Annotated in this window: 25 protein-coding genes; 12 read left to right on the top strand and 13 right to left on the bottom strand. The window is 70.9% G+C overall.

Annotated features, from left to right (window positions below; all coding sequences use genetic code 11):
- Positions 1-19: 19 nt before the first annotated feature.
- Entirely contained in the window at positions 20-541 is a 522-nt protein-coding gene (locus ASD79_RS00630; RefSeq protein ID WP_056719081.1) for a hypothetical protein, read from the bottom strand.
- The gene (locus ASD79_RS00625) at positions 538-1,089 is read right to left on the bottom strand and encodes a hypothetical protein (RefSeq protein WP_056719080.1); all 552 of its coding nucleotides are present in this window, start codon (positions 1,087-1,089) and stop codon (positions 538-540) included. Before ASD79_RS00625 ends, ASD79_RS00630 begins: the two co-directional genes overlap by 4 nt.
- A gap of 168 nt (positions 1,090-1,257) precedes the next feature.
- Between ASD79_RS00625 and gspG the strand changes: the two genes are divergently transcribed.
- Together gspG and ASD79_RS00615 are read left to right on the top strand one after the other, a co-directional pair.
- Complete coding sequence (gspG, locus tag ASD79_RS00620; RefSeq protein WP_056719079.1) at positions 1,258-1,710, top strand: type II secretion system major pseudopilin GspG; 453 nt, start codon at positions 1,258-1,260, stop codon at positions 1,708-1,710.
- Positions 1,694-2,140, top strand: a complete 447-nt coding sequence (locus ASD79_RS00615; RefSeq protein ID WP_082584752.1) for a type II secretion system protein — start codon at positions 1,694-1,696, stop codon at positions 2,138-2,140. The genes gspG and ASD79_RS00615 overlap by 17 nt, the downstream gene beginning before the upstream one ends.
- Here ASD79_RS00615 and ASD79_RS00610 read toward each other — a convergent pair.
- From ASD79_RS00610 to ASD79_RS00600, 3 genes are all read right to left on the bottom strand, one after another.
- Complete coding sequence (locus ASD79_RS00610; protein WP_156400301.1) at positions 2,124-3,203, bottom strand: hypothetical protein; 1,080 nt, start codon at positions 3,201-3,203, stop codon at positions 2,124-2,126. The two genes, ASD79_RS00615 and ASD79_RS00610, sit on opposite strands and share 17 nt — an antisense overlap.
- On the bottom strand, positions 3,130-4,116 hold the full coding sequence (locus tag ASD79_RS00605) for a general secretion pathway protein GspK (protein WP_235524292.1): 987 nt from the start codon (positions 4,114-4,116) through the stop codon (positions 3,130-3,132). The genes ASD79_RS00610 and ASD79_RS00605 overlap by 74 nt, the downstream gene beginning before the upstream one ends.
- Before the next feature lie 65 nt (positions 4,117-4,181).
- Positions 4,182-4,919 (bottom strand): type II secretion system protein, encoded by a 738-nt coding sequence (locus ASD79_RS00600; RefSeq protein WP_056719073.1) that lies wholly within the window; start codon positions 4,917-4,919, stop codon positions 4,182-4,184.
- Between the two features lie 235 nt (positions 4,920-5,154).
- On the opposite strand from ASD79_RS00600, the gene ASD79_RS23615 reads away from it, so the two are divergent.
- Positions 5,155-5,265: a hypothetical protein gene (locus tag ASD79_RS23615; protein ID WP_156400300.1), complete on the top strand. Its 111-nt coding sequence runs from the start codon at positions 5,155-5,157 to the stop codon at positions 5,263-5,265.
- Positions 5,266-5,353: 88 nt separating this feature from the next.
- On the opposite strand, the gene trxA is transcribed toward ASD79_RS23615, so the two are convergent.
- From trxA to ASD79_RS00565, 7 genes are all read right to left on the bottom strand, one after another.
- Positions 5,354-5,689 carry a thioredoxin gene (gene trxA / locus ASD79_RS00595; RefSeq protein ID WP_007670322.1) on the bottom strand — a complete coding sequence of 112 codons (336 nt, stop codon included), beginning with the start codon at positions 5,687-5,689 and terminating at the stop codon, positions 5,354-5,356.
- Between the two features lie 126 nt (positions 5,690-5,815).
- A complete protein-coding gene (gene addA, locus ASD79_RS00590) occupies positions 5,816-9,301 on the bottom strand; it encodes a double-strand break repair helicase AddA (protein ID WP_056719067.1) in 3,486 nt (1,161 codons plus the stop codon).
- A 139-nt stretch (positions 9,302-9,440) separates the two neighbouring features.
- A complete protein-coding gene (gene addB, locus ASD79_RS00585; protein ID WP_056719065.1) occupies positions 9,441-12,413 on the bottom strand; it encodes a double-strand break repair protein AddB in 2,973 nt (990 codons plus the stop codon).
- On the bottom strand, positions 12,410-13,150 hold the full coding sequence (gene murU, locus ASD79_RS00580) for an N-acetylmuramate alpha-1-phosphate uridylyltransferase MurU (RefSeq protein WP_056719063.1): 741 nt from the start codon (positions 13,148-13,150) through the stop codon (positions 12,410-12,412). The genes addB and murU overlap by 4 nt, the downstream gene beginning before the upstream one ends.
- Entirely contained in the window at positions 13,147-14,283 is a 1,137-nt protein-coding gene (amgK, locus tag ASD79_RS00575) for an N-acetylmuramate/N-acetylglucosamine kinase AmgK (RefSeq protein WP_056719061.1), read from the bottom strand. The genes murU and amgK overlap by 4 nt, the downstream gene beginning before the upstream one ends.
- Positions 14,273-14,731 carry a tRNA (adenosine(37)-N6)-threonylcarbamoyltransferase complex ATPase subunit type 1 TsaE gene (gene tsaE, locus ASD79_RS00570; protein ID WP_056719059.1) on the bottom strand — a complete coding sequence of 153 codons (459 nt, stop codon included), beginning with the start codon at positions 14,729-14,731 and terminating at the stop codon, positions 14,273-14,275. Before tsaE ends, amgK begins: the two co-directional genes overlap by 11 nt.
- The gene (locus tag ASD79_RS00565; RefSeq protein ID WP_156400299.1) at positions 14,728-15,579 is read right to left on the bottom strand and encodes a 1-acyl-sn-glycerol-3-phosphate acyltransferase; all 852 of its coding nucleotides are present in this window, start codon (positions 15,577-15,579) and stop codon (positions 14,728-14,730) included. The genes tsaE and ASD79_RS00565 overlap by 4 nt, the downstream gene beginning before the upstream one ends.
- Before the next feature lie 118 nt (positions 15,580-15,697).
- Here ASD79_RS00565 and ASD79_RS00560 point away from each other — a divergent pair, with 118 nt between their 5' ends.
- Positions 15,698-16,333: a hypothetical protein gene (locus ASD79_RS00560; protein ID WP_056719057.1), complete on the top strand. Its 636-nt coding sequence runs from the start codon at positions 15,698-15,700 to the stop codon at positions 16,331-16,333.
- Here the strand turns inward: ASD79_RS00560 and ASD79_RS00555 are convergent.
- Positions 16,330-16,521, bottom strand: a complete 192-nt coding sequence (locus ASD79_RS00555) for a hypothetical protein (protein ID WP_056719055.1) — start codon at positions 16,519-16,521, stop codon at positions 16,330-16,332. The genes ASD79_RS00560 and ASD79_RS00555 overlap by 4 nt on opposite strands.
- Before the next feature lie 92 nt (positions 16,522-16,613).
- On the opposite strand from ASD79_RS00555, the gene zapE reads away from it, so the two are divergent.
- From zapE to ASD79_RS00515, 8 genes are all read left to right on the top strand, one after another.
- On the top strand, positions 16,614-17,732 hold the full coding sequence (gene zapE, locus ASD79_RS00550) for a cell division protein ZapE (protein WP_056719052.1): 1,119 nt from the start codon (positions 16,614-16,616) through the stop codon (positions 17,730-17,732).
- Positions 17,733-17,738: 6 nt separating this feature from the next.
- Positions 17,739-18,323, top strand: coding sequence for an NUDIX domain-containing protein (locus ASD79_RS00545; protein WP_056719050.1), 585 nt, complete (start codon positions 17,739-17,741; stop codon positions 18,321-18,323).
- Positions 18,324-18,570: 247 nt separating this feature from the next.
- Positions 18,571-18,978 (top strand): succinate dehydrogenase, cytochrome b556 subunit, encoded by a 408-nt coding sequence (gene sdhC / locus ASD79_RS00540; RefSeq protein ID WP_056719839.1) that lies wholly within the window; start codon positions 18,571-18,573, stop codon positions 18,976-18,978.
- A gap of 2 nt (positions 18,979-18,980) precedes the next feature.
- On the top strand, positions 18,981-19,388 hold the full coding sequence (gene sdhD / locus ASD79_RS00535; RefSeq protein ID WP_056719048.1) for a succinate dehydrogenase, hydrophobic membrane anchor protein: 408 nt from the start codon (positions 18,981-18,983) through the stop codon (positions 19,386-19,388).
- Positions 19,388-21,175: a succinate dehydrogenase flavoprotein subunit gene (sdhA, locus tag ASD79_RS00530; protein WP_056719046.1), complete on the top strand. Its 1,788-nt coding sequence runs from the start codon at positions 19,388-19,390 to the stop codon at positions 21,173-21,175. The genes sdhD and sdhA overlap by 1 nt, the downstream gene beginning before the upstream one ends.
- Before the next feature lie 128 nt (positions 21,176-21,303).
- A complete protein-coding gene (locus tag ASD79_RS00525) occupies positions 21,304-21,906 on the top strand; it encodes a bifunctional 2-polyprenyl-6-hydroxyphenol methylase/3-demethylubiquinol 3-O-methyltransferase UbiG (protein ID WP_162252318.1) in 603 nt (200 codons plus the stop codon).
- Between the two features lie 70 nt (positions 21,907-21,976).
- Entirely contained in the window at positions 21,977-22,759 is a 783-nt protein-coding gene (locus tag ASD79_RS00520) for a succinate dehydrogenase iron-sulfur subunit (RefSeq protein ID WP_056719043.1), read from the top strand.
- A 65-nt stretch (positions 22,760-22,824) separates the two neighbouring features.
- Positions 22,825-24,078 (top strand): NAD(P)/FAD-dependent oxidoreductase, encoded by a 1,254-nt coding sequence (locus tag ASD79_RS00515; protein ID WP_056719041.1) that lies wholly within the window; start codon positions 22,825-22,827, stop codon positions 24,076-24,078.
- Positions 24,079-24,086: the final 8 nt, after the last annotated feature.

The following is a 24,086-nucleotide window of genomic DNA, read 5'->3' as shown; positions in this document are numbered from 1 at the left end:
CAAGCCGGGAGCGTCTTTCCTAATTGGCCGTCGTCGCGTCGTAGAAGGACACGCGCCGCCTTTGTTTGCCATCTTCCAGCACCGCCCCGTCGGAGGACAGGGCCGCCAGCCGCCAGCGCCCGACGAACAGGTCGCCCGGGCGCAGCACCCGGGTCTGACGGGTTTCCTCGCCGGTCTCGACCAGTAGCACCGCCATGCGTCCCGCGCCCTCGTCGACGACCGCGCTGACCTGCCGGCGGAACACCGCCTCGACCGGTGGTGGCGGCGGCAGGGGCGGCGGCGGCGGGGCCGGCGCAAGCGCCAGCTCGGCGTCGACGGGATCGCCGGCGCTCGGCGACGGGGGCGCGGCGCCGGCGATGTCCAGCTCGGCTTCGGTCAATGACGACAGGGTGTCGCCGTTGGCGCTGGTCAGGACCAGCGCCGGCGCGGGGCGAACGTGGCGGGTGACCCGCAGGGGCGCGGGCGGCGATCCAGGCCAGGTCCATCCCGTCAGGACGGCGACCGGGGCGCCCAGCGCCAGAAGGAGGAGGGCGGGCCTCATGACGTGGGCGCCGCTCCGGTATGCGTCGGTTGCCCGACGGACCCTGCTGGAAACAGAAGTTCCAGCCGGAACCGGGTGGTGTCGGCGCCCTCGACCTGCAGCCGGTCGATAAAGAATTCAGGCGGGCTGACCGTCATCCGCTTCAGGAAGGCGACGAAGGGCGCAGCGGCGTAGGCGCCAGTGATTTCCGCCTTCAGGACGGGCAGGCCTCCGCTGTCCTCGATCCCCTCGGCGATGCGGATCTCGGGCTCGGACAGCCCCGCCTCGGCGGCGGCCGCGACGATGCGACGCTCGAGGTCTAGACGGGCCATCCAGGGGTCGGCGTAGTTCAGCGACAGCGCGTCGAGGTTGTTCACCTGGGCGCGATTGAACCCGTCGAGGCCCTCGTGCGCCGTCGCCGCCCGGATCTGTCGCGCCAGGATCAGGTCGGCCTGGGCGTTGGCGTAGCGCTCACGCTGTTGGCCGCTCCACTGCAGGCTCGAGGTGGCGGCGGTCAGCAGCGCGATCAGGATCGCCAGGATCGCCAGGGCGCGCTCACGCGCGGTCATTCGCGACCAGGCCTTGGCCAGCCTTTCGGAAGGCTGGGCGGCCTGGAGCGACGCTGTCCCAGGGGGTATAGGCATCGTCCCACCTCGCTGCCGACTCTCAAGTTAGTGTATAGAGTTGCCCAAACGCTGCTATTTTAATTCGCCTTCAAAAACAGGGTTAGATCAACGATGCGGCGGCACGCGGAACGTCCTCGGCGAGCACGGCGACAGGCGGGCTACAGCCTGCTGGAAATCCTCATCGTGCTGACCATCATCGCCCTGATCGCCGCCCTGGTGGGACCCAGGCTGTTCGCCCAGCTGGATCGCTCCAAGGTGACGACGGCGCGTGTTCAGGTCCGGTCGCTGGAGACGGCGCTGGAGACCATGCGCATCGACATCGGCCGCTATCCGAGCGCTTCCGAGGGACTGGAGCTGCTGTCGCACGCCGACCCCAAGGCCGTCAGCGGCTGGTATGGTCCCTATCTGAGCGGCGGATTACCCCCCGATCCCTGGGGACGTCCCTATGTCTACGAACCGACCACCGATCCGCAACAGCCTCCGCACGTGATCAGCCTCGGCTCGGACGGCAAGCCGGGGGGAGCCGGGGGCGCGGCGGATATCCGCAATGGCGCGGGTGTCTAGAGGTCGCCGCGGATCCCGCGCCGGGTTCTCGCTGCTGGAGATGCTGATCGTCCTGGCGATCATGGCCCTGGCCGTGGCCCTGGTCATGCCGCGTGGCGCGGTGCTGCTCGACCGGATGACCGCGCAGACGGTGTTCTTCGATTTCCAGCGACAGGTGGGCGCGCTGCGGCGCGATGCGGCGGACGGTCAGGCGTCGCTGTTGCTGGTCGACAGCGATGCGTACCTCGGGGCCCAAGCCCGCTTCGACGGCCGCGCCACGCTTCGGGTCGTCGATCTTGGACCGGGCTGGACCTATCGCCTGACGCGGCCGATCGCGATCAACGAGGGCGGAGCCTGCGCGAACGCCGGCGTCACATTGATGCGGGACGGCAAGCCGATCATGCACCTGGCCCCGGCCGAAGCGCCCTGCCGCTTCACGCGCCTGGATTGACGGCGGAGGTCGCCTTCAGACGCAGCAGGATCACCCGGCGGGCTGGGTCGGTGGTGGGGCGCACCTCGACGAACGCGCCGCTGGCCCTCAGATCAGCCGCCACCCGATCGATCCGGTCCAGCGTGTTGTAGGGCAAGGTCAGGGTCAGGTAGTCGCCCTCGGCGTCGACGCCCTGAATGGGCGCCCCATACAGCCGAAGGATCGGCGTGGCCGCGCCCAGGGCGGCGATCGGATTGGGCCGGTCGGCCAGGGCGCGATAGCCGGACAGGCGACGCCGGGCCTGCTCGGTGTCATCGCGGGCTCCGGTGTCTTGGGCCGGCGCGACCTTGCGTTCGGCCAGGGCCTGGGCTTCGAGCGTCTCGCTCTGGCGCTTGAGCCGCAGGCCCTGGCCCAGCCAGAACGCCGCCAGCAACACCAGCAGGACGGCGCCGCCGACCACCCCCGCCCTGGCCCATTCGGACGCCGGGACGTCGCGCCAGCCGGCGGAACCCAGGCCGGCCGGCCGGGCCGGCGGTGGCGAAACGGGGTTCGGCGGTTCGATCGGCGCGGGCCGGACGGCCGGCGGCTGGACGCGAACGAACGTCGACCACGCGGCGGCGTCGAAGGCCGTCCTTTGCCAGCTGGACCCTATGAGGCCGCCCGCGTCCCACAGCTGCGCCTCGAAACCCGTCGCGGTCCGCACGATCCGCCAGTCGCCGCCGGCGGCCTGCGCCAGGCTCTCGGGCGCCAGGATCGGCGACGCGCCGGCGAACGCCGGCCCAAGCAAGGCCGCGACCCGGGTCTGATCCCACCACCAGATGACGATCTGCCTCCCTGACCGCCGCACCAGCCAGCCAGCGTTCTCGAAGGGCGCCGCCGCGGCGGCGTGCAGCCGTGCGGCGGCCATGGCGGCCGCGCCGCTGGCCGCGCGAGGATCGAACAGGCTGAACAGGCAGAGTTCGCGCGCCAGGACGATGATCGGTTTTCGCCAGGCCGCGCCGCCGAGGCTTTCAAGGGGCTCGAGCCGGCCGTCCAGGGTCAGGCGTCTCAAACGAGGCGACAGGAACAAAAGGCGTATCGGCACGGGCGGGTGTCTCTCGATGGTTCGTGTCGACGAGAAGCGTTCGCTCCTCGATCCAGAACGGACGCTCGGGATCGCGCGGCGTCAGCACGATCCTGGCGTGATAGGCCGCGCGCCCCGTCGATGACTTCACCTTGACGGCGAAGCGGCCATTGGGGAAGCCATAAACCCGCTCGGAATCGCCCACCATCCGCCGTCCGACCGCACGGCCGAGGTCCTCGAGACTCAGGAAGGGTCGTTCCCGCCGGCGGGCGATCACAGCGCGGGCCTGGTTCGCGGTCAGGCCGAATTCCAGGGCCAGGGCCGGAGCCGGCGCGGTGTTGATGTTGACCGCCGCCGAGGTCGGGTCGACGACCACCGCCTCGCGCAGCCGCGACCAGGCGTTCAGATCGATCGCTTCGCGCCAACCGAGGATCCCGTTCAGGCGGGCGATCCGATCCAGCGGCGCGTTCAGCGGCGGCGCGAGCCCGGCCCGGGCGTAATCGCCCGCCTCGGCGCCGTCGGTCCGGACCAGGCCGTCGCCGTCGACATAGTCATCCAGGCGGTCGAGCATGATCGCGACCCTGTCCGGCTTGACGCCCGCTTCCCGAAGGAACGCCGCCTGTCCGGCCCTGTCGAGGATGCCGAGATTGACCAGGCCCGCCTCATCTTGCACGGCGACCTCCAGGCCCGGCGCCCAGTTCACGGCCTGCGGGCGCCCGTCGATCCACAGTTTCGCGTCGCCAGGATCGTCCGGACGGGTCATTGCGTCGGGTCCCGGCCGTCCGGTGGCGACGATCCAGGCGACCTGGGCCTCGAGATCGAGCGCCTGGGTGTCGAGCCGCGCCTGATCGACGGCCGCGCGGGTTTCCCGCGCCAGGCCGCGCAGGGCCGAGACCTCGGCCAGAACGACCAGGGCGACGACGGCCACCACCACCAACACCGCCGGCAAGGCGAAGCCACGACGCGACGCGAGATCCGGGGCGAAGTCCGGGACGGAGATCAAAGCTGAGGCTCCCCGATCGTCGGCGGCGCCGGCAAGCCGCCCGCGTCCGGTCTCGGCGCATCCCGGCCCGCCAGCTCGGGTCGGCCTGAGCTGGCGCGTTCGATCAACTGGATCGCGCCGTCGTCGGTGGTCAGGCGGACATAGACCGACTGCTCCCGGGGCGGCGCGGGGAGTCCGAGCGGGAGGCGGGACGGCCGCCAGCCGTCTCGCCAGGCCGCGCCGTCGTCGGAATAGGCGAATCGGGCGCGGCGCGGGCGCAGGTCCAGCAACATCGTGGGCGCGCGCCCCGGAGCGGCGCAGATCAGGACGTCGCCCTCTGGCCGCGCCTGCAGCCGGACGTTCAGGGCGCGAACCGGCCCGGCGTCGGCGCACGGTGTGGCGGACCGCAGCAGCACGTCGCCGACGAAGCCCCGCGCGTCGCCCGCGAAGCGCGCGGTGGCCGCCGTCGGGGCGGGCGCCGTCACGGCGAGCGGCGCCATCTCGACGCCGCGCACGATCCGCCTCAGGGTTTCGTCGGCGAACCGCAGGTCGGCGGTCTCCAGCGACCGACGGCCAAGCCGGAAACCCGCGTCCACAGCGCGCAGCCCGATCGAGAAAACCAACATCAACGCCATGCCGGCGACCACCAGCACGACCAGCGCCTCGATCAGCGAAAACCCCCGCCACGCCGAGACGCCGTCGCGTCGCGACGCGCGGTCGCGGTCGGGTCTGAAGGGGCTTTCGGGAAGCGGCATGCGGAGATGTTCAAGCTTTCGAACGGCCCGGGGATTCCATGAATGACGACATCAGAGGACCTCAAAGCGACGGGCCACGCAATCGGACATCACGCGCCCGGGCGCGTTGAATGAAGGGCATCGCGTCGAAAGGCTTAGGCGGGCGTCGGGCAAACCTCTAGACTTGCGTCACGCCGATAGGGCGGCTCGGCCTGCTGGAAATCCCCGGCGCGCGAGCGTCCTGGCAGGAACGCGCATGGCCAAGGGTCAGAAGAAATCCAACAAGGAAACCCGCAAACCGAAGGCCGACAAGAAAGCCGCTCCCGCCTCGGTTTCGCCGTTCATCGTCACTTCGGGCAAGAAGTAGGGCGCCAAGAAGCAGGCCCTCGAACGCCAAACCGCCCACCCCGCGTCGGCGGGATGGGCGGCTGGCGGTCTCAGCTAAACCGTGAGGTTCAAGCCGGCTGTTGCACGCCGGCTTCGTTCAGCCATTCGAGGATCTTGGCCTTGGGCATGGCGCCAACCTTCATCGAGGCCATCTGGCCGCCGCGGAACAGCATCATGGTCGGGATGCCGCGCACGCCGTAGCGCGACGGGGTCGTGGGGCTGTCCTCGATATTGACCTTGGCCACGGTGACGTGGTCGGCCAGTTCCTCGGAGATCTGCTCCAGGGCGGGGGCGATTTGCTTACAGGGACCGCACCATTCGGCCCAGAAGTCGACGAGGACGGGCTTGTCGGCTTGCAGAACGTCCTTTTCGAAGGACTCGTCGGTCACCACTACGGTGCTCATCAGGCAGCTCCATCTGGGCGCCCGGCGGCGAAAGCCTCGCCGGCGCGCGCAAGAAAAACAAAGGTTTGGGGATTCGCTCCCCGCTTGCAGCAAGATTTAGGGGGCCGGCGCCCCCTCGGCAATGATCTAGAACAGCCGGGCCAGCGCGGCGGCCATCACCTTTTCTGGAACCGCCATGAGTTTGGGACCATCGGTCCAGACGATCGCTGCCTCGATCGGCCGGTCGGGGAACACCTCGGCCAGCACGGCGGCATAGACCGCCATCTGCGACAGATAGGCTGGATCGGCGTCCTCGATGCGGGCCGGCGAGGGGCGGTTGGTCTTGTAGTCGACCACCAGCACCCGCTCCGGCGTCACCACCAGCCGGTCGACCCGGCCGGAGATCGCCAAGCCCTTGGGCAGGCCCGCCGCGCCGCCGGCCACCGCGACCTCGGCCCGCGAGCCGGGGCCGAACACGCGCGCGAAGCGGTCGTCCTCCAGCACCCCGAAGGCGGCGGCGGCCATTTCCTGGCGCTGGTCGTCGGTCAGGTCGTGCTCGGCGGCCAGCAAGCGTCCGGCGGCCGTCCGGCGGCCCTCGGGCTCGAGGTCGGGAAGCAACTGCAGCAGCCGGTGGATGATCTCGCCGCGCCGGTAGCGGCCCAGGCCCTCGATCACCGCCAGGGGCGAGGGCGCGCTGCCCCTGGCCTCGTCCTCCAGGGTCGAGGGCGCGGCGTAGCGGGCGGCGGGGGTCTCGGGCCTGGCGGGCGCCAAGGTCCAGGCCGGGGTCGGGATCGCATCCGGGACGAGGCGCGGCGCCGGGGTTTCGGCCCGCAGCGGATCGGGACCGAAGCGCCGGCGCCCCCCATTGGCGAGCTCTTCGCTGATCTCGCGCACCCCAGGCTCGACGTCGGGATGGGCGAAGGCGGCCTGGGCGGCGGCGTACCAGCCGCCGACGTTCTCGTCCTTGGTGCGGGCGTCGATGCGGCCGCACAGGATCAGCCGGTCGCGGGCTCGGGTCAGGGCCACGTAGTAGAGGCGCAGGGCCTCCTCGGCGTCCTTCTTCTCGCGGCGCTCGCGGGCCCGGGCCGAAGGCTCGCAATCGTTGGCCTTGGACGCGCACCACAGGAAGCCGCCTTCCTCCGTCGCCAGCAGCGGCGAGCCGCGCGCCCCGCCCTTCATGGTGGTCTCGGGCAGGAAGACGATCGGGGCCTCCAGGCCCTTGGCGCCGTGGGCGGTCATCACCCGCACCTCCTGGCGCGCGCCCTCCATCTCGCGCTTGACGACGATGTCGAGGCTGGCGAAGTCGGCGACCAGGGCCTCCAGGTCGCGCACGCCGCGCGCCTCGGCGGCCAGCACCTGGGCCAGGAACTCGTCCAGCGCCTCGGCCGCCTCCTCGCCCAGGCGGGTCAGCACCTTGGCGCGATTGGAGCGCACGGTGTCGTCCACTCGGCCCAGCAGCAGGGCGTAGAACTCGAACGGCTGCCGGCGACGGGATTCGGCCAAGGCCCAGCGCAGCAGGACGTGGGCGGCGGTCCAGGCCGGCTGCTCCGCCGCGCGCTGCTCCAGCGCCCGCCACAACGTGCCCGGCCGGCCCTTGGCCAGGACGTAGAGATCATCGTCCGACAGGCCGCAGAACGGGCTCTTCAGCAGGGCCGCCAGGGTCAGGTCGTCGTCGGGGAACAGGCAGAACCGGCCCAGGGCCAACAGGTCGTCGAACACGATGTGGGCCGACAGGCTCAATCGGTCGGCGCCCGCCACCGGCACGCCGCGCCGCTTGAGGGCCCGCAGCACCTCCTCGAACAGCGCCTTGCGCCGACGGACCAGCACGATGACGTCGCCGGGATGGGCCGGGCGCCAGACCCGGGTCTCCTTGTCGAACACCGCATCGCCGCGGGCGATCAGGGCCTGGATCTCGACGGCGATCTTCTCGGCCAGGCGGCGGTTGGCGCCGTGCTGGCTCTCGGCGTCCAGCGGCGCGTCCCAGGCCTCACGCTCCTCGCCGGGCAGCTCGCGCTCCAGCGGCCACAGATCGACGCAGCCCTTGTGGTCGATGCGGAACGGCTGGTGGCGGACCACGTCCTCGCCGGCCGGGGCCGGCACGCCCGAGCGGGTCTCGGGGGCCGAGAACAGGGCGTCGACGAAGCTCAGCACCTCCACCGTCGAGCGGTAGGACATGGTCAGCGGCACGGCCTTGCCCACCCGGTCGGCGGCGGTGATCTGGGCGATATAGGCTTGGGTCTCGGACAGCAGGCGCTGCGGATCGGCCCCCTGGAACGAATAGATCGACTGCTTCTCGTCGCCGACCACGAACAGGGTTCGGGTGTCCTCCCCCCCATTCTTGCTCTGGGCCCGCCACCGCGCCGCACCCTCGCCGGCGAAGAAGTCGGAGGTCAGAGCCCGCAGGATCGCCCACTGGTCGGGGGCGGTGTCCTGGGCCTCGTCCAGCAGGATGTGGTCGATGCCGCCGTCCAGCTTGTAGAGCACCCAGGCGGCGTCGACCTTTTCGGTCAGCAGCGTCTTGGCCTTGTCGATCAGGTCGGCGAAGTCGAGGGCGCCGCGAGCCGCCTTCTCGACCTGGTGGGAGGAGATGTAGAGCCCCGCCAGCCGCAAGGCGTCGGCGCTGTCTTCGGCTACCCGGGCGGCGCGCAGCCATTCACGGGCCTCCTCCAACCGCTCCTGTTCGGCCAGCAGCCGCGCGCGCAGGTCCTCGCGGGTCTTCAGGCCCGAGGTCTTGGCCGGCCAGGTCGCGGGCGTGCCCGCGCCCTTCTCGGTGAACAGCGCCGCCAGAGCCTGGTCGAGGTCGGCACGGGGGTCGGTCGCCACCGCCAGCATCAGTCCGGCGCACTTGATGTCGGTCTTGGTCCCGTTCAGCAGCACCTCGGCCACCGAACGCCAGAGGTCGCGGTCCAGCTCGGCCATGGCCTCGGCGGTCACATCCTCGACGCTGCTGGCCCCGTAGTGGAAGCCGCAGACCTTCCAGACGTCGGCGATCGCCCCCGACAGGCCGCCCTTGGCCGCCAGATAGGTCCCGATCGCCCCGCGCTGGGTCTCGAAGGTGGCGAACATCGCCTCGAACGACGCGAAGTCCAGCGCCACCGAGAACCGGGCATAGGCCTCCGCGAACGCGTCGTCATGGTCGGTGACCCAGGTCGCCACCTGCCGCAGGGCCCCTTGGGCGATGGCGGCCGAGGCCGAGTCGTCCATCACCGTGAAGCCGGGCGACACCCCGGCCTCCAGCGGAAAGCGCCGCAGCAGCTTTTCGCAGAAGGCATGGATGGTCTGGATCTTCAGGCCGCCCGGCGTCTCCAGCGCCTTGGCGAACAGGCCTCGGGCCCGCGACAGCTCGGCGTGGCTGAAGGTGGCCGGATCGCTGCCCTCCAGCTCGCCCACGCGGCGGCGCAGCTCGGCGTCGGGGGTCACGCACCATTCGCCCAGCCGCTCGAACAGCCGCCGCTGCATCTCGGCGGCGGCGGCCTTGGTGTAGGTGACGCAGAGGATCGCCTCGGGCGTCGAGCCGGCCAGCAGCAGGCGCGCCACCCGGTCGATCAGGGTCTTGGTCTTGCCCGAACCGGCGTTGGCGGTGACGAAGGCCGAGATGGCCGGGTCGGCGGCGATGCGCTGGGGGTCGATCATGAAAGTCCTCCCCCTGTGGGGGAGGTGTCGGCGAAGCCGACGGTGGGGGGAGTGATCCGCCGTCCGACGTCTCCCCCCACCGGCGCTTCGCGCCGCCTCCCCCACAGGGGGAGGACCTGTTGAGCCGGCAGGTTCGCGCTCACTCCGAACCCTCCCCGTCATCCCCGCTGGTCGACCACTCGAACACCCGCGCCAGATGCCCATAGTCGCCCGCATGGTCGTGGACGAACTGTGGCGCCACGCGCGACAGGTACGGCTGGTCCGGGTTGTCGTAGCGCTCGACCAGTTCGCGCAGGCCGTTCAGCGCCTTGATCGCCGCCTCCTGGCTGTCGACTCCGGCGGCGGCCCGCACCTCCTCGACGCCGGCGGGCTTGCGGCCGGTGACCCGCAGATAGGTCAGGTCGCCGGGCTCGCGCGGGCCGATGTCCGGGAAGCCGCCTTCCCGCAGGATGGCGGCGGTCAGGGTCAGTTGCGGCGAGAAGCCGGTCTCGACCTGTTTCTTCGACGGCGCGGCGCCGGTCTTGTAGTCGAGGATGTGGGCCAGACCGTCGGCGGTGGGTTCGATGCGGTCGGCCTTGGCGGTGACGGTGAATGGCCGGCCGCCGATGTCGAAGGTCAGGGACCCGGCCGCCTCGACGACGATGCGCTCGGCCCCCGCCCGGCGTCGTGTCTCCAGGTCGGCGACCCACAGCGCCGCCTCGCGGGCCAGGGCGCGTTCGCGGGCCAGGGCGGCGGGCGGCATGCCGGCGGCGACCAGTTGCGACAGGTAGAGCCCGGCGAAGATCTCGGCGGCGTCGGCCGGCACCGGGCCGGGATGGGCGAGCGCGAACGTCTCGAACGCCGCGTGGATCGCCGTGCCGCGCGCCCGGGCCTCGACCGGCTCGTCGGGACGGTCCAGCGGATAGAGCTTGAGGATGTCGCGGGCCCAGACGGCATAGGGGTCGCGGGTCAGGGCCTCGACCCTGGTGACGGCCATCTTGCGCGGCCGGTCGGCGACCGGCGGGGTCGGGGCCGGACGCGCGATCGGGGCGTAGGGGCCGGGCGCGTCGAGGTCGCGGGCCCAGGCCAGGACGTCGGGCCGCTCGGGCAGGGCCAGGCCCGCGCCGCGCGCCAGGGTGCGCAGCCGCCACAGCCAGCGGCTCTCGACCGCCGGCGCCCCGCCCCGACGTTCGCTGTGCACCAGGATGACGTCGGGCGCGGCGGCGGCCTGGGCGAAGTCGTGGGCGGTCAGGCCGATGCGGCGCTCGGGCGGCGGCAGGCCCAGGCGCTCGCGCATCGGCCGCGACAGGAACGGGTCGATCGGCGCGTTCTTCGGCCAGATGCCCTCCTCCAGCCCGGCCAGGATCAGCCGGTCGGCCCGCACCATCCGCGCCTCGATGGCCCCGAAGATCCGCAGGCGCGGGTGGGTGGCGCCGCCGGTGCGCAGGGTCTCCTCGTTGACCAGGCGGTCGAGCAGGTCGGAAAAGCCGATCGCCGAGGCCGGCGGCAAGGCGACGCCGTCGGTGATCAGCGACGACAGCAGGCTGGCCAGGCTCTCGCCGGCCGAGCCGGCCCACAGGTCGGTGGGATCGGCCAGGGCTTCGAGGCTCTCGACCAGGGCGCGGGCGGCGGCGGCCGGCGAGCCCTGGTCGTCGACATAGGGCGTGGCGGCCTGGCGAGCGGCGGCCAGCACCCGTTCGGCGAGGGTTCGCGCCTCGGGATGGTCGGCCAGCTTGCCCAGCAACTGGTCGGCGTCGCGCGGCGCGGGGCCGCGCAGGCCCTTCAGCTCCAGGTCGCGGGCGGCCAGGGCCTCGGCGCGCAGCAGCGGATGCTTAGCCACGGCCAGCAGGCGCACGGGATCGAGCGGATCGACCGCCAGGCCGGCGACGTGCTGGGCCAGAATCGCCGCCGGACTGGCGGCCAGGGGCGCGCCGGCCGAGCTGTCGGCGACCACGCCCCAGCGGGCCAGGCGGGCGCTGACCCGGCGGGCCAGTTCCTGGTCGGGGGTGACCAGGGCGGCGGTCCGCCCCGGATCCTCTAGCGCTTCGCGCAAGAGAAGCGCGCAGGCGACGGCCGCCTCCTCCTCGGTGCGGGCGCTGATCAGCGACAGGCCCTTCAGCCCTTCGGCGATGGGATCGAGGCCGGGAGCCTCGGCGCGCAGGCGGTCGATCTGGGCCAGCCAGTCGGCGGTGGCCTCGGCCGGGCGCAGAGCCTCGTTGATCAGCCGGCGGCGCCAGCGGCCCCGGCTGTCGGCTTCGGGCCACCAGGGCCGGACGTCGGCGCGGGTGGCGCCGAACCGGTCGAGCAGGCGCTTCATGGCGCCTTGCGGGTGCTGCTCGCCGACCTGGGCCCAGGCGTCCTCGGCCAGGCCCTCGTCAAGGCCGGGCAGCACCACCGCGCCCTGCGGCAGGCCGGCGACCACGCCCAGCAGGCGGGCCGTGGCCGGGGCGGTGCCGGTCGAGCCGGCGGCGATCAGCACGCCCTGCGGCGGCTGGGTCGTCCATTGGTCCGAGAGGGCGTTGAGCAGCCGCACGCGGCGGTCGCTGACATCGATCAGGCCCAGCTCGCGCAGCCGATCGGGCCAGGCGGTGAGGATCGCCTTCAGGAACCGCGCCGAGACCTGCCAGTGCTGGGCCAGGTCGCCTTCGGCCAGGCCGTCCAGGCGGCCGTCGTCGGTGATCACTTCCTCGATCTGGCAGCTGTCGAGGAACTCGGCCAGGGCCTTGGCCATCTCCAGGGCCTGGCCGGCCTGGGGCGTGAAATCCAGCAGGTGGGCGTGGTCGGCGACCAGCCGGGCCAGTTCGAACCGGCGGCGGCGCGACGAGACGGCGGGCGGCACGTCGAGGCTGATCTCGCCGGGCTCGAACGGCGGCTCGCCCTCGTCCAGGTCGCCGAGCGGCCGGATCTGCGGCAGCAGCAGGGCCTTGCCGCCGCCGGCGGCCACGAAGGCGTCGGCCAGGGCGCGGGCGCCACGCCGGGTCGGGGTCAGGACGGTGGCGCGGGGCAGGGCTTCGGGTCCCAGCGGCGCCAGGGCGGTCAGCAGGCCGCGCGCCAGGTCCTCGACGAAGGGCCGATGGGCGGGGATCGAGAACCAGCGCGGCCCCGGCGTGTCGAAGGGGGCCGCTGCGCTCATGCCGGGGTTGTCTTGGCTAGCCTGGCCTCGGCGGCCGCCACGGCTCCAGGGTCGCCGACGTGCATCCACAGACCGTCCGGCGCGACACCGTGCACCCGATGCTCGGCGGCCAGGGCCTTCCAGATCGGGGTCAGCGAAAACGGGCCGTCGGGGCCGTCCGCCACGATCCGGGGCTTGCAGATGTGGACGCCGACATAGACCAGCGGACCGGTCTCGCCCGGCGCCTTGAACCGCACGACGCCGCCGTCGAGGAACACGTCGCCGCTGTCGTGGAAACCCAGCGACCCGGCGGTCGAGGCCAGCATCAGGCAGACGTCCATGGTCGCCGGGTCCCAGGCCCGGGCCACCGCGTCGACGGCCGAGCCGCCGTGCTCGATCCATACCGAATCGATGTTGGCCACCCACACGGGATCGTCGCCCAGCAGCGGCAGGGCGTGCTTGACGCCGCCGCCGGTCTCCAGCGCCTGGGGGCGCTCGTCGGAGATGACGATGCGTGGGGCGAGGCCCCGGGCCTGGCGGGCGGCCAGGTGCGCCTCCAGCCGGTCGGCGAAATAGTGGACATTGACCACCGCGGTCTCGACCCCGGCGGCGGCCAGGCGGTCGAGCATGTGGTCGATCAGCGCCTTGCCGCCGACCTCGACCAGGGCCTTGGGCCGGTCGTCGGTCAGGGGGCGCATGCGGGTGCCGAGGCCGGCGGCCAGCACCATGGCGATCCTGGGCGCATGGGCGGCGCTCATCGGCGGGCCTCCGCCGGGACGTGGGCGTCGAACCAGGCCTTGAGCCCCGCCATCGCCGGGTCTTCGAGGTTGCGCTCCAGATAGCGCCAGGTGCGCGGCATGAAGGCCTCGTACTGCGGGCGGCCCAGCAGGGACTGGCGGGCGAACACCCGGCCCAGGATCCGCGCGGCGTTGGAGGCGGCCAGGGCGCGATAGTCGTGGACGAACGCCTCGCGATCCATCTCCGGTCGGGCGGCCAGGTAGCGGTCGAGCATGGCCGCCTCCAGGTCCGGCGACACGTCGCGGCGGGCGTCCTGCAGCAGGTGGGTCAGGTCCCAGGCCGGGTGGGCGCGCAGGGCGTCCTGGAAGTCCAGCAGGCCGACCCGAGCCACCCCGTCGCGCTCGGGCAGCCAGACCAGGTTCTGGGCGTGGTAGTCGCGGTGGGTGAAGACGCTGGCCCCGGCCTCGCCGCGCACCCAGACCGGGGCCCACAGGGCGTCCCAGTCGGCGATGGCGGCGTCGCTAAAGGCGGGGATGCCGGCGAACTTCGGCCACCATTCCAGGAAGGTGTCGGTGGCGATCTTCAGGGCCAAGGTGTCGTAGGTCAGCAGCGGCCAGGCGACGCCGCCATCCTCGCCCCCATCCTCGCCATTGGCCGTCAGAATGTCCGGCGGGGTTTGCGCGTGGAGAGCGACCTGGACATCGACGGCGGTCTCGTAGAGCAGGCGCTCGTTCTGGCCGTTGGCGATCAGGGTGGCGTAGAGGCCGTCGCCGAGGTCCTCCAGCACGGCCAGGCCGGTTTCGATGTCGTAGGCCAGGACGTGTGGGGCCGACAGGCCGCGCCCGCGCAGATAGGCGGCGGTGGCGACGAAGGCGGCGACCGAGCCGGCGGCCAGGCGGGCGGCGGCGTTGTAGCCCAGGGCGATGCGCTCGGCGTCGCTGGCCCCCGGCGGACAGACCGAGCTTTCCACGGCGGGCGGCTGGTCCATGAAGATGAAGCTCTCGACCCCGCGATGCAGGCGCTCGTAGCTGCGGGTCGAGGCGTCGCCGCCCAGCGACTCGCGGCGGGCGTCGCCGAAACCGTGGCGGGCCAGGAAGGCCGCCTTCGCCGCTTCGCGGGCTGTCTTTGGAGCGGTTTGGCGATCAGAGCTCAAGCTTGCGTCCTTCGAAGGTCCCGTGGGCGGTCAGCACCGCCCGCCGCGCCTCGCCGTCTTCACCGGCGATGGGCGTGATGTCTATATCGAGTCGGTTCGCCGGCAGACGGCCCTGTAGCCGCTGCGGCCATTCGATCAGCGCCGCCCCGTCCTCCAAAGCCTCTTCCAGGCCGATCTCGTAGGCCTCGTCCGGGTCGGTCACGCGGTAGAGGTCGAAATGGGCGACCGGAAAATCGGGGCCGTCATAGAACTGCACCAGGGTGAAGGTCGGGCTGGGCACCTCTTCGTCCGGCGTGGTCAGGGCGCGGACCATGGCCCGGGCCAGGGTCGACTTGCCGGCCCCCAGCGGACCGGTCAGGCAGACGGCGTCGCCCGGCCGCAGGGCTCTGGACAAGGCCAGGCCCAGCCGCTGGGTGGCGGCCTCGTCGGGTAGGGAAACCTCGATCATCCGAACACCGCCTCGGGGTTGGAGGGCAGCACGCGCTCGACGAAGTGTTTCAGCGCCTCGGCGGCCACGGCGGCGTCGGGGTCGAGCGCCTGGGCCGGGATCGGGCGGCCGACGGTCAGCGAGAAGCGGCGACCGCGCTTGTTGAGCATTTCGTGGAACAGGGTGATGTCGCGCAACTCCTGGGCTCGGCCGTCGAACAGGTGGAACAGGATCGACCAGGGGCCGGTCAAGTGCATCGGGACGATCGGCGCGTCATACCAGCGCGCGATGGCGGCGGCCGAAGCCTGCCAGGGGCGGTCGGTCAGCCGGCCCTCGACCCGGATCGCCAGGCGGCCGGCCGGGAAGATCATCAGGGCCCTCTCGGCCTCCAGCGCCGCCTTGGTGCGTTGCAGGACCTGGCGCGTGTGGCCCAGGGTGCGCTTGGCGTCGACCCATTCGACCGGGATCAGCACCTCGTCGAGGCCGGGACAGACCCGGTGGGCGTCGGCGTTGGCGTAGAACATCAGGTCGGGCCGCCGCGCCTTGAGGGCGTCGTAGACCGCCACCCCGTCGGCGATGCCGGTCGGGTGGTTGCAGACGATCAGCACACGGCCCCTGGCCGGCAGGTTCTCCAGGCCGTGGACCTCGACCTTCACGCTCAGCAGGTTCGAAACGTACTCCAGCGCCGCGCGGCCGGCCATCGAGGCGATGGCGTCGGCCATGGCCCGGGCCTTGCCGTAGCTGAGCAGGGCGTACAGCGGTCCGCGCGCCAAGGGCCAGGCCGGCGAGCCGCACAGCCGGGGCGCGCGCTCGGCGATCAGGGTGTCGATGATGTGGGGGCCGGCCGGCGCGCCCCGCGGATTGACCATGCGGCGACCCTAGACAAGCCCGGCTCCGCTTCCAAGGCGAGGTCCGCACGGTCAGCGGGAAATTTGACGTGGAGGCCGCGCCGTCCGAGGTTGGCGGCCGGGCATTCAGGAGCGCTTCATGAAAAACCTCGGCCGCTGGCTGGTCCTCGCCGTCGTGATCGTCGCCATCGGAGCGGGGGTCTGGGCCTATTGGAACTTCGAACTGCGCTGGCGGCCCAAGACCATCACCAAGAACCAGGCGGAGATCACCAAGATCCTCGAGAGCTCAGGCTGGGTGTCGCCGGGCCTGACCGGGTCCAGGCTCTACATGGTCAGCTTCCGCACCTGTCCCGACTGCGTGCGCTTCAAGCAGGAGGAGTATCCGCGCCTGCACAAGGCGGGCGTCGACACCCGGCTGATCGAGATCGCCCGCGCCGACCGCAACGGCGTGCCCAAGTCCACCCCGGCCGAGCGGGCGACCGTGGCCGAGCTGTGGGTCAACCGCGACTGGGCGCTGTCGGAACGCTGGGACGCCACCCCGGTCGAGGCCTGGACGGCGGCGGGCCTCCATCCCGCCGACGGCGACGTGGCCCGCACGGCGGTGATCGAGGCCGGCCGCAAGACCGTCGAGGACCTGCGGCCGCTGCTCAAGGCCAATGGCGTGAACTTCGCCTATCCGCTGCTGGTCTGGTGGGGCAAGGACGGCAAGATGAAGGCCTGCGCCTGCGAGCGCCGCGAGACGTACCGGTTCGTGCGGAAGGACCTGGGGGTTTAGAGCGCCCTCTTGCTGATCTCGTTCTTGCGGGCCTGGCGGGTCTTGGTCCCGTGCTGGTGGTCGAGGTCGCCGTTGCGCGGCGTCGCGCCGGCGTCGAGCTCGAGGTTGTCGTCGGCGTCATACAGCGCCGCGGTCGCGCCTTCGGGCGCGAGGTCCGAGGGGATCGTGCGGTCTTCGGGTCGGGCCATGACGGGTCTCCTTGCATTCCCGAGAAGAACGAACCCGCCTCCGGCCACGTTCCGCTTTTCCTGAGCGCCGCCGCGCGCTAACCCCGTCCGCGATGCCTACATCCGTCCGCACCGCCTATCGTCAGCGCCTGGCCCAGGGCGAGATCAAGCCCGACGCCGCCCAGGCCGCCGCCGTCGACGCCCTGTCGCGGCTGGAGGCCGACCTCGACAACGCCGGCGAGCCGGGCTTCTCGCTGTTCGGGCGCAAGCCCAAGGGCCAGAAGGGCGTCTACCTGTGGGGCCCGGTGGGGCGCGGCAAGTCGATGCTGATGGACCTGTTCTTCGACAGCGCCCCGGTCGACAGGAAGCGCCGCGCTCACTTCCACGCCTTCATGGCCGAGGTCCACGGCCATATCGACGCCTGGCGCAAGGGCGACGCGGCCGAGCGCAAGGCGCGGTTCGGCCAGCACAAGGGCGACGACCCGATCGCCCCGACCGCCGACCTGATCGCGTCCCAGGCCCGGCTGTTGTGCTTCGACGAGCTGCAGGTCACCGACATCGCCGACGCGATGATCCTGGGCCGGCTGTTCGAGGCGCTGTTCGCCCAGGGAGTCACCCTGGTGGCCACCTCCAACCGGCCGCCCGACGACCTCTACAAGGACGGCCTTAACCGCCAGCTCTTCACGCCCTTCATCGCCATGCTGAAGGAGCGGATGGACGTGGTGGCCGTGCGCGGCCCGGTCGATTTCCGCCTGGACCGGCTGCGGGCCGCCCGCACCTGGCTGTCGCCCGACGACAGGAAGAACCTGGCCGAGTTCGACGCCCTGTGGGCCGATATGCTGGACGGGGCCGAGGAGACCGGGGCCACCGTGGAAGTTCTAGGCCGCAAGATGCGCTTCCCGCGCGCCGCCGGCGGCCTGCTGCGGGCCTCGTTCGCCAGCCTGTGCCAGCAGACCCTGGGCCCGCAGGACTACCTGGCGATCTCCGCGCGCTTCCACACCCTGTTCCTCGAGGACGTGCCGCTGCTGACCCCCGATCGGCGCGACGCGGCCAAGCGGTTCAACACCCTGATCGACTCGCTCTACGAAGCCGACGCCAAGCTGGTGGCCCTGGCCGACGGCGAGCCCGAGGCCCTGTACCCGGCTGGCGACGGGTCTTTCGAATTCGAGCGCACGGTGTCGCGCCTGCAGGAAATGCGTTCGGCCGACTACGTGGCCAAGATAAGGGATTGAGTGAGCATGAGCGTCGCCGACCGGATCCGCGTCAAGGATGTGAAGGTGCTGTCCCACGACTGGTACCTGCTGAAGAAGACCGTCTTCGACTGGCGCGGCAATGACGGCCAGTGGCGCACCCAGAGCCGCGAGACCTATGACCGGGGCGACGGCGCGACCCTGCTGCCCTACAACCTGTCGACCCGCGCGGTGCTGTTGACCCGGCAGTTCCGCTATCCGGCCTACGCCGTCGGTTATGACGGCCTGCTGATCGAGACCGCCGCCGGCCTGCTGGACGACGCCTCGCCCGAGGAACGCATCCGCGCCGAGGTCGAGGAGGAGGTCGGCTATCGCCTGACCGAAGTGCGCAAGGTGTTCCAGGCCTTCATGAGCCCAGGCTCGGTGACCGAGACCCTGCACTTCTTCGTGGCCGAATACGACGCCTCGATGAAGGTTTCCGACGGCGGCGGCCTCGAAGAGGAGGGCGAGGAGATCGAGGTGCTGGAGCGCACGATCGACGAGGCCATGGCGATGATCGCGTCCGGCCAGATCCGCGACGCCAAGACCATCATGCTGTTGCAGTGGGCGATGCTGAACTTGTTCCGCGTCTGATCCTTCTCCCCTTCGGGAGTTCAAGGTGTCGGTCGGGGACAGGCGCATGCGCCTGTCCCCGGCCAAGTCCGGGGGCCTCCGTCTCCGCAAGGGGAGAGCGAACGTCACCCAAGCTTGAGTATTGTAGTTCGCCGCTCCCCACGGCGACGCTGAGAACGTTTCTCAACAAGGGCGGTCGCGTTGACACCGGGGGTGTCGCGCTTAAAAGCATCCCGCAACGCACAAAGCCAAAGGGTTGGACGTTTTCATGACCGACACCAGCGGGGGACTTCCCGAGCGCCCACTGTCGCCGCACCTGCAGGTCTGGCGCTGGCACATCACCATGGCCTGCTCGATCCTGCACCGGGGCAGCGTGATCGCCCTCTATGTCGGCGCGCTGCTGCTGGCCGGCTGGGCGCTGTCGCTGGCCTCCGGGCCCGAGGCCTACGCCTGCTACACCGGCCTGCTGGGGTCGCTGATCGGCAAGCTGGTGCTGTTCGGCCTGACCGTCGCCCTGCTGTTCAACCTGGCCTACACCGTCCGCCAGTCCTTCTGGGACGTCGGCCGCGGCTTCACGCCGAAGGTCGCCGACATGTCCGGCGCCTGCGCCATCGCCTTCGCGGTGGTCGGCGCCATCGTGGTCTGGGTGATCGCCGCCCAAACCGGAGCGCTCTGATCATGGCCAACTCGTCTTCCGCCGGTCGTTTCCGCACCGCCATGTCCCGGGCCCGCGGCCTGGGCGCCTCGCACCACGGCGTCGGCCACTTCATCACCGAGCGCGTCTCGGGCCTGGCCCTGATCCCCCTGGCCCTGTGGGGCGTGTTCGCCGGCCTGCGCCTGGCCGGGATCGGCTATGACGGGGCGATCGAGTGGGTGTCGATCCCGCTCAACACCGTCCTGCTGTGCCTGCTGCTGGTCGTCGCCCTGATCCACCTGAAGGGCGCCATCCAGCTGGTCATCGAGGACTACATCCAGGGCTTCGTGATCAAGTCGGTCCTGGTGATCGGCAACCTGTTCCTTTGCGTCCTCGGCGGCGCCGTGGGGGTCGTTGCGATCCTCAAGGTCGCCTTCACCGGAGCCTTTTGATGTCGGCCTACAAGTTCATCGACCACAAGTTCGACGTCGTCGTCGTCGGCGCCGGCGGTTCGGGCCTGCGGGCCGCGCTCGGCTGCGCCCAGGCCGGCCTGAAGACCGCCTGCGTCACCAAGGTGTTCCCGACCCGCAGCCACACGGTCGCCGCCCAGGGCGGGATCTCGGCCTCGCTGGGCAATATGGGCCAGGATGACTGGCGCTGGCACATGTACGACACCGTCAAGGGCTCGGACTGGCTGGGCGACCAGGACGCCATCGAATATCTGACCCGCAACGCCCCGGCCGCCGTCTATGAGCTGGAGCACTGGGGCGTGCCGTTCTCGCGCACCGAGGAAGGCAAGATCTACCAGCGCGCCTTCGGCGGCATGACCAAGAACTATGGCGAAGGCCCGATCCAGCGCACCTGCGCGGCGGCCGACCGCACCGGTCACGCCATGCTGCACACGATGTACGGCCAGTCCCTGGCCCACGACACCGAGTTCTTCATCGAGTATTTCGCGCTCGACCTGATCATGGAAGACGGCGTCTGCCGGGGCGTCACCGCCTGGAAGCTGGACGACGGCACCCTGCACCGGTTCCAGGCCCAGATGGTCATTCTGGCGACCGGCGGCTACGGCCGCGCCTACTTCTCGGCCACCTCGGCCCACACCTGCACCGGCGACGGCAACGCCATGGCCCTGCGGGCCGGCCTGCCGCTGCAGGACATGGAATTCGTCCAGTTCCACCCGACCGGCATCTACGGCGCCGGCTGCCTGATCACCGAGGGCGCCCGCGGCGAGGGCGGCTACCTGACCAACTCGGAAGGCGAGCGCTTCATGGAGCGCTACGCCCCGTCCGTGAAGGACCTGGCCCCGCGCGACATGGTCAGCCGGGCCATGACCATCGAGATCCGCGAAGGCCGCGGCGTGGGCCCCAACAAGGACCACATCTTCCTGCACCTGGACCACCTGGACCCGAAGATCCTGCACGAGCGCCTGCCCGGCATCTCCGAGACCGCCAAGGTGTTCGCCGGCGTCGACGTGACCAAGGCCCCGATCCCGGTGCTGCCGACCGTCCACTACAACATGGGCGGCATCCCGACGAACTATCACGGCGAGGTCGTCACCAAGTCGGGCGACAACCCCGACCAGGTGATCCCCGGCCTGATGGCCGTGGGCGAGGCGGCCTGCGTCTCGGTGCACGGCGCCAACCGCCTGGGCTCCAACAGCCTGATCGACCTGGTGGTGTTCGGCCGCGCCGCCGCGCTGCGCTGCGCCGAGATCCTCAAGCCCCTGGCTACTCAGCCGGAGCTGCAGGACAGCATGACGGACGGCCACCTGGCCCGCTTCGACCGCTACCGCAACGCCAATGGCGCCCAGCCGACGGCGGCGCTGCGTCTGGAGATGCAGAAGGCCATGCAGGAGGACGCCGCGGTGTTCCGCACCGGCGAGAGCCTGGAAAGCGGCGTCGCGCGCCTGGGCGTGGTCTGGGAAAAGGCCAAGGACATCAAGGTCAGCGACCGGGGCCTGGTGTGGAACACCGACCTGATGGAGACCCTGGAGTTCGACAACCTGATCGGCCAGGCCGTCGTGACGGTGGCCGGGGCGGTCAACCGCACCGAAAGCCGCGGCGCCCATGCCCGCGAGGACTTCTCCAACCGCGACGACAAGGAATGGATGAAGCACACCCTGGCCTGGCTCGACCAGGGCACGGGCAAGGTGAAGATCGATTTCCGACCGGTGCACAGCTACACCATGTCGAAAGACATCGACTACATCCCGCCCAAGGCGCGGGTCTACTGAGGCCCGTGATGGTGGTGTGGGAGCGCGACACGGACGCGGACTGGCGTGAACTGGGCGCCACCGAACCGTTTTGGGGCGTGGCCAGCCTCCCTCGCTTCAGGTCCGCGAACCTGAAGGCCGAGGACGTCGTGTCCTTCTACGATTCCGGCGTCGGCCACGTCGCCGACATCGTCGGGCGCCTGCGTCAGCAGACCGGCGTCGCGCCGGGCGGCCGCGCCCTGGACTTCGGCTGCGGCACGGGCCGCCTGAGCGAGGCGATGATGGCCCACGCCGATCAGGTGGTCGGCTACGACATCTCGCCGGGCATGCTGGAAAAGGCGCGCCTGAAAGGCGGGGCCCAGTATACCGACGTACTGCCCGAGGGGCCGTTCGACTGGATCAACTCGTTCATCGTCTTCCAGCACATCCCGCCCGAGCGGGGCACGGCCTTGTTCGAGCAGTTGCTCGACCGCCTGGCGCCGGGTGGCCATGTCAGCCTGCACCTGACCGTCTGGCGCGAACCGCATCTGCAACTGACCAGGTCCCGGCTGGCGCGACTGCGCGGCGCCGTCGCCCGGGCGCGGGGACGGATCAAGCCCGGCCAGATCATGATGTACGACTACGACCTGTCACGCCTTTTGCGGATCCTCAACACCCACGGCGTCGAGGAGATCAACATGGTGTCGACCGATCATGGCGGCCACCACGGCGTGATCCTGCTGGGACGCCGCAACCTGGACGCCGCCGCATGATCCCGCGCCACGCCCACGCCCTCGGGCTCGCCCCCGCCGCGCCAAACGCTTCGTCCAAGGACGTCTTCTGATGGTTCAACTCACCCTCCCCAAGAACTCCACCGTCCAGAGCGGCAAGACCTGGCCGGCTCCGGCCGGGGCCAAGAACACCCGGTCGTTCAAGGTCTATCGCTACGATCCGGAAGACGGCCGCAATCCGCGCTGGGACACCTACGAGGTCGACCTCGACGCCTGCGGCCCGATGGTCCTGGACGCGCTGCTCTATATCAAGAACAGCATCGACCCGACCCTGGCCTTCCGCCGCTCGTGCCGCGAAGGGGTCTGCGGCTCCTGCGCCATGAACATCGGCGGCCGCAATACCCTGGCCTGCACCCACGGCCACGCCGACACCCCCGGCAAGGCCGTACAGATCAGCCCGCTGCCCTCGCAGCCGGTGGTCAAGGACCTGATCCCCGACCTGACGCTGTTCTACGCCCAGTACGCCTCGATCGAGCCGTGGCTGCACACCGTCACGCCCGAGCCGCAGGCCGAGTGGCGGCAGTCGCCGGAAGACCGCTCCAAGCTCGACGGCCTCTACGAGTGCATCCTGTGCGCCTGCTGCTCGACCTCGTGCCCCAGCTACTGGTGGAACGGCGACAAGTATCTGGGCCCGGCCACCCTGCTGCACGCCTATCGCTGGCTGATCGACAGCCGCGACGAAGCCACGGGCGAGCGCCTCGACGACCTCGAGGACCCGTTCAAGCTCTATCGCTGCCACACGATCATGAACTGCGCTCAGGTCTGCCCCAAGGGCCTGAACCCGGCCAAGGCGATCGCCGAGATCAAGAAGATGCTGGTCGAACGCGTCGTCTAATTCTGCACAATGACGAGCGGCTTGCCAAAAGGTGACGCCGCCGTCATTTTTGGCGGAATGGGAGGATGCGGGTTTTGAGTGAAGCAGGCACCGGTGATCTGAACAGCCGCGTCGTCATCGTCGGCGCCGGCCACGCGGGCGGCTCGGCGGCCGCCTTTCTGCGCCAGTACGGCCATGTGGGTCCGATCGTGCTGATCGGCGACGAGCCCCTGCTGCCCTATCAACGCCCGCCGCTGAGCAAGGCCTGGCTGAAGGGCGAGGCCGACGCCGAGAGCCTGCAGCTCAAGCCCGACAGCTGGTACGAAGAGGCCGGCGTCTCCCTGCGCCTGGGCGGCACGGTCGTCAGCCTCAATCGCGGGGCCAAGACGGTGACCCTCTCCTCGGGAGAGGAGTTGCCTTACGACTACCTGATCCTGGCCACCGGGGCCCGGGCCCGTGCCCTGCCGCTCCCTGGCGCTGATCTCTCTGGCGTGTTGTCACTGCGCACGGCGGCCGACGCCGAGGCCCTGAAGGGCGCGCTGGGCCCCGGCAAGCGCCTGGCGGTGGTCGGTGGCGGCTATGTCGGCCTGGAGGCGGCGGCCTCGGCCCGCGCCCTGGGCGGCCAGGTGACGATCATCGAGCGCGAGCCTCGCGTCCTGGCCCGGGTGGCCTGCGAGACCCTGTCGAACTTCTTCCAGGACTATCACGGCGCGCGCGGCGTGACCTTCGAGCTCAACGCCGGGGTCGCCGGGTTCGAGGGGGCGGATGGCCACGTCACCGGCGTCAAGCTGAGCGACGGCCAGATGGTGGCCTGCGACGCGGCCCTGGTCGGGGTCGGGGCGATCCCCAACGAGGAGTTGGCCCGCGACGCCGGCCTGGACTGCACCAACGGCGTGGTCGTCGATATCGAGGCCCGCACGGCCGACCCGTTCGTCTTCGCCATCGGCGACGTCACCCACCGGCCGCTGCCGCTCTATGACCGCCAGTTCCGTCTGGAGAGCGTGCCCAACGCCCTGGAGCAGGCCAAGCAGGCCGCCGCCGCCATCGCCGGCCGGCCGATGCCGCCGCACGAGATCCCGTGGTTCTGGTCCGACCAGTACGACCTGAAACTGCAGATCGCCGGCCTGCCGTTCGACGCCGACCGCCAGGTGGTGCGCGGCGACGTGGCCGCCGCCCGGTTCGCCGTCTTCCACCTGAAGGGCGACCTGGTGCAGGCCGTCGAGGCCGTCAACGCGCCGCCCGAATTCATGGCCGGCAAGCAACTGATCGCCAAGCGCACGCCCGTCAGCCTCGAGAAGCTGGCGGACGGGGCGATTTCCATGAAAGAAGTAGCGGCGTAAAACGACCG

This window comes from Caulobacter sp. Root655 (genome assembly GCF_001427665.1).
GTDB lineage: Bacteria > Pseudomonadota > Alphaproteobacteria > Caulobacterales > Caulobacteraceae > Caulobacter.
Note: the sequence above shows the minus strand (reverse complement) of the source record. Positions and strands in the feature narration are given on the sequence as shown.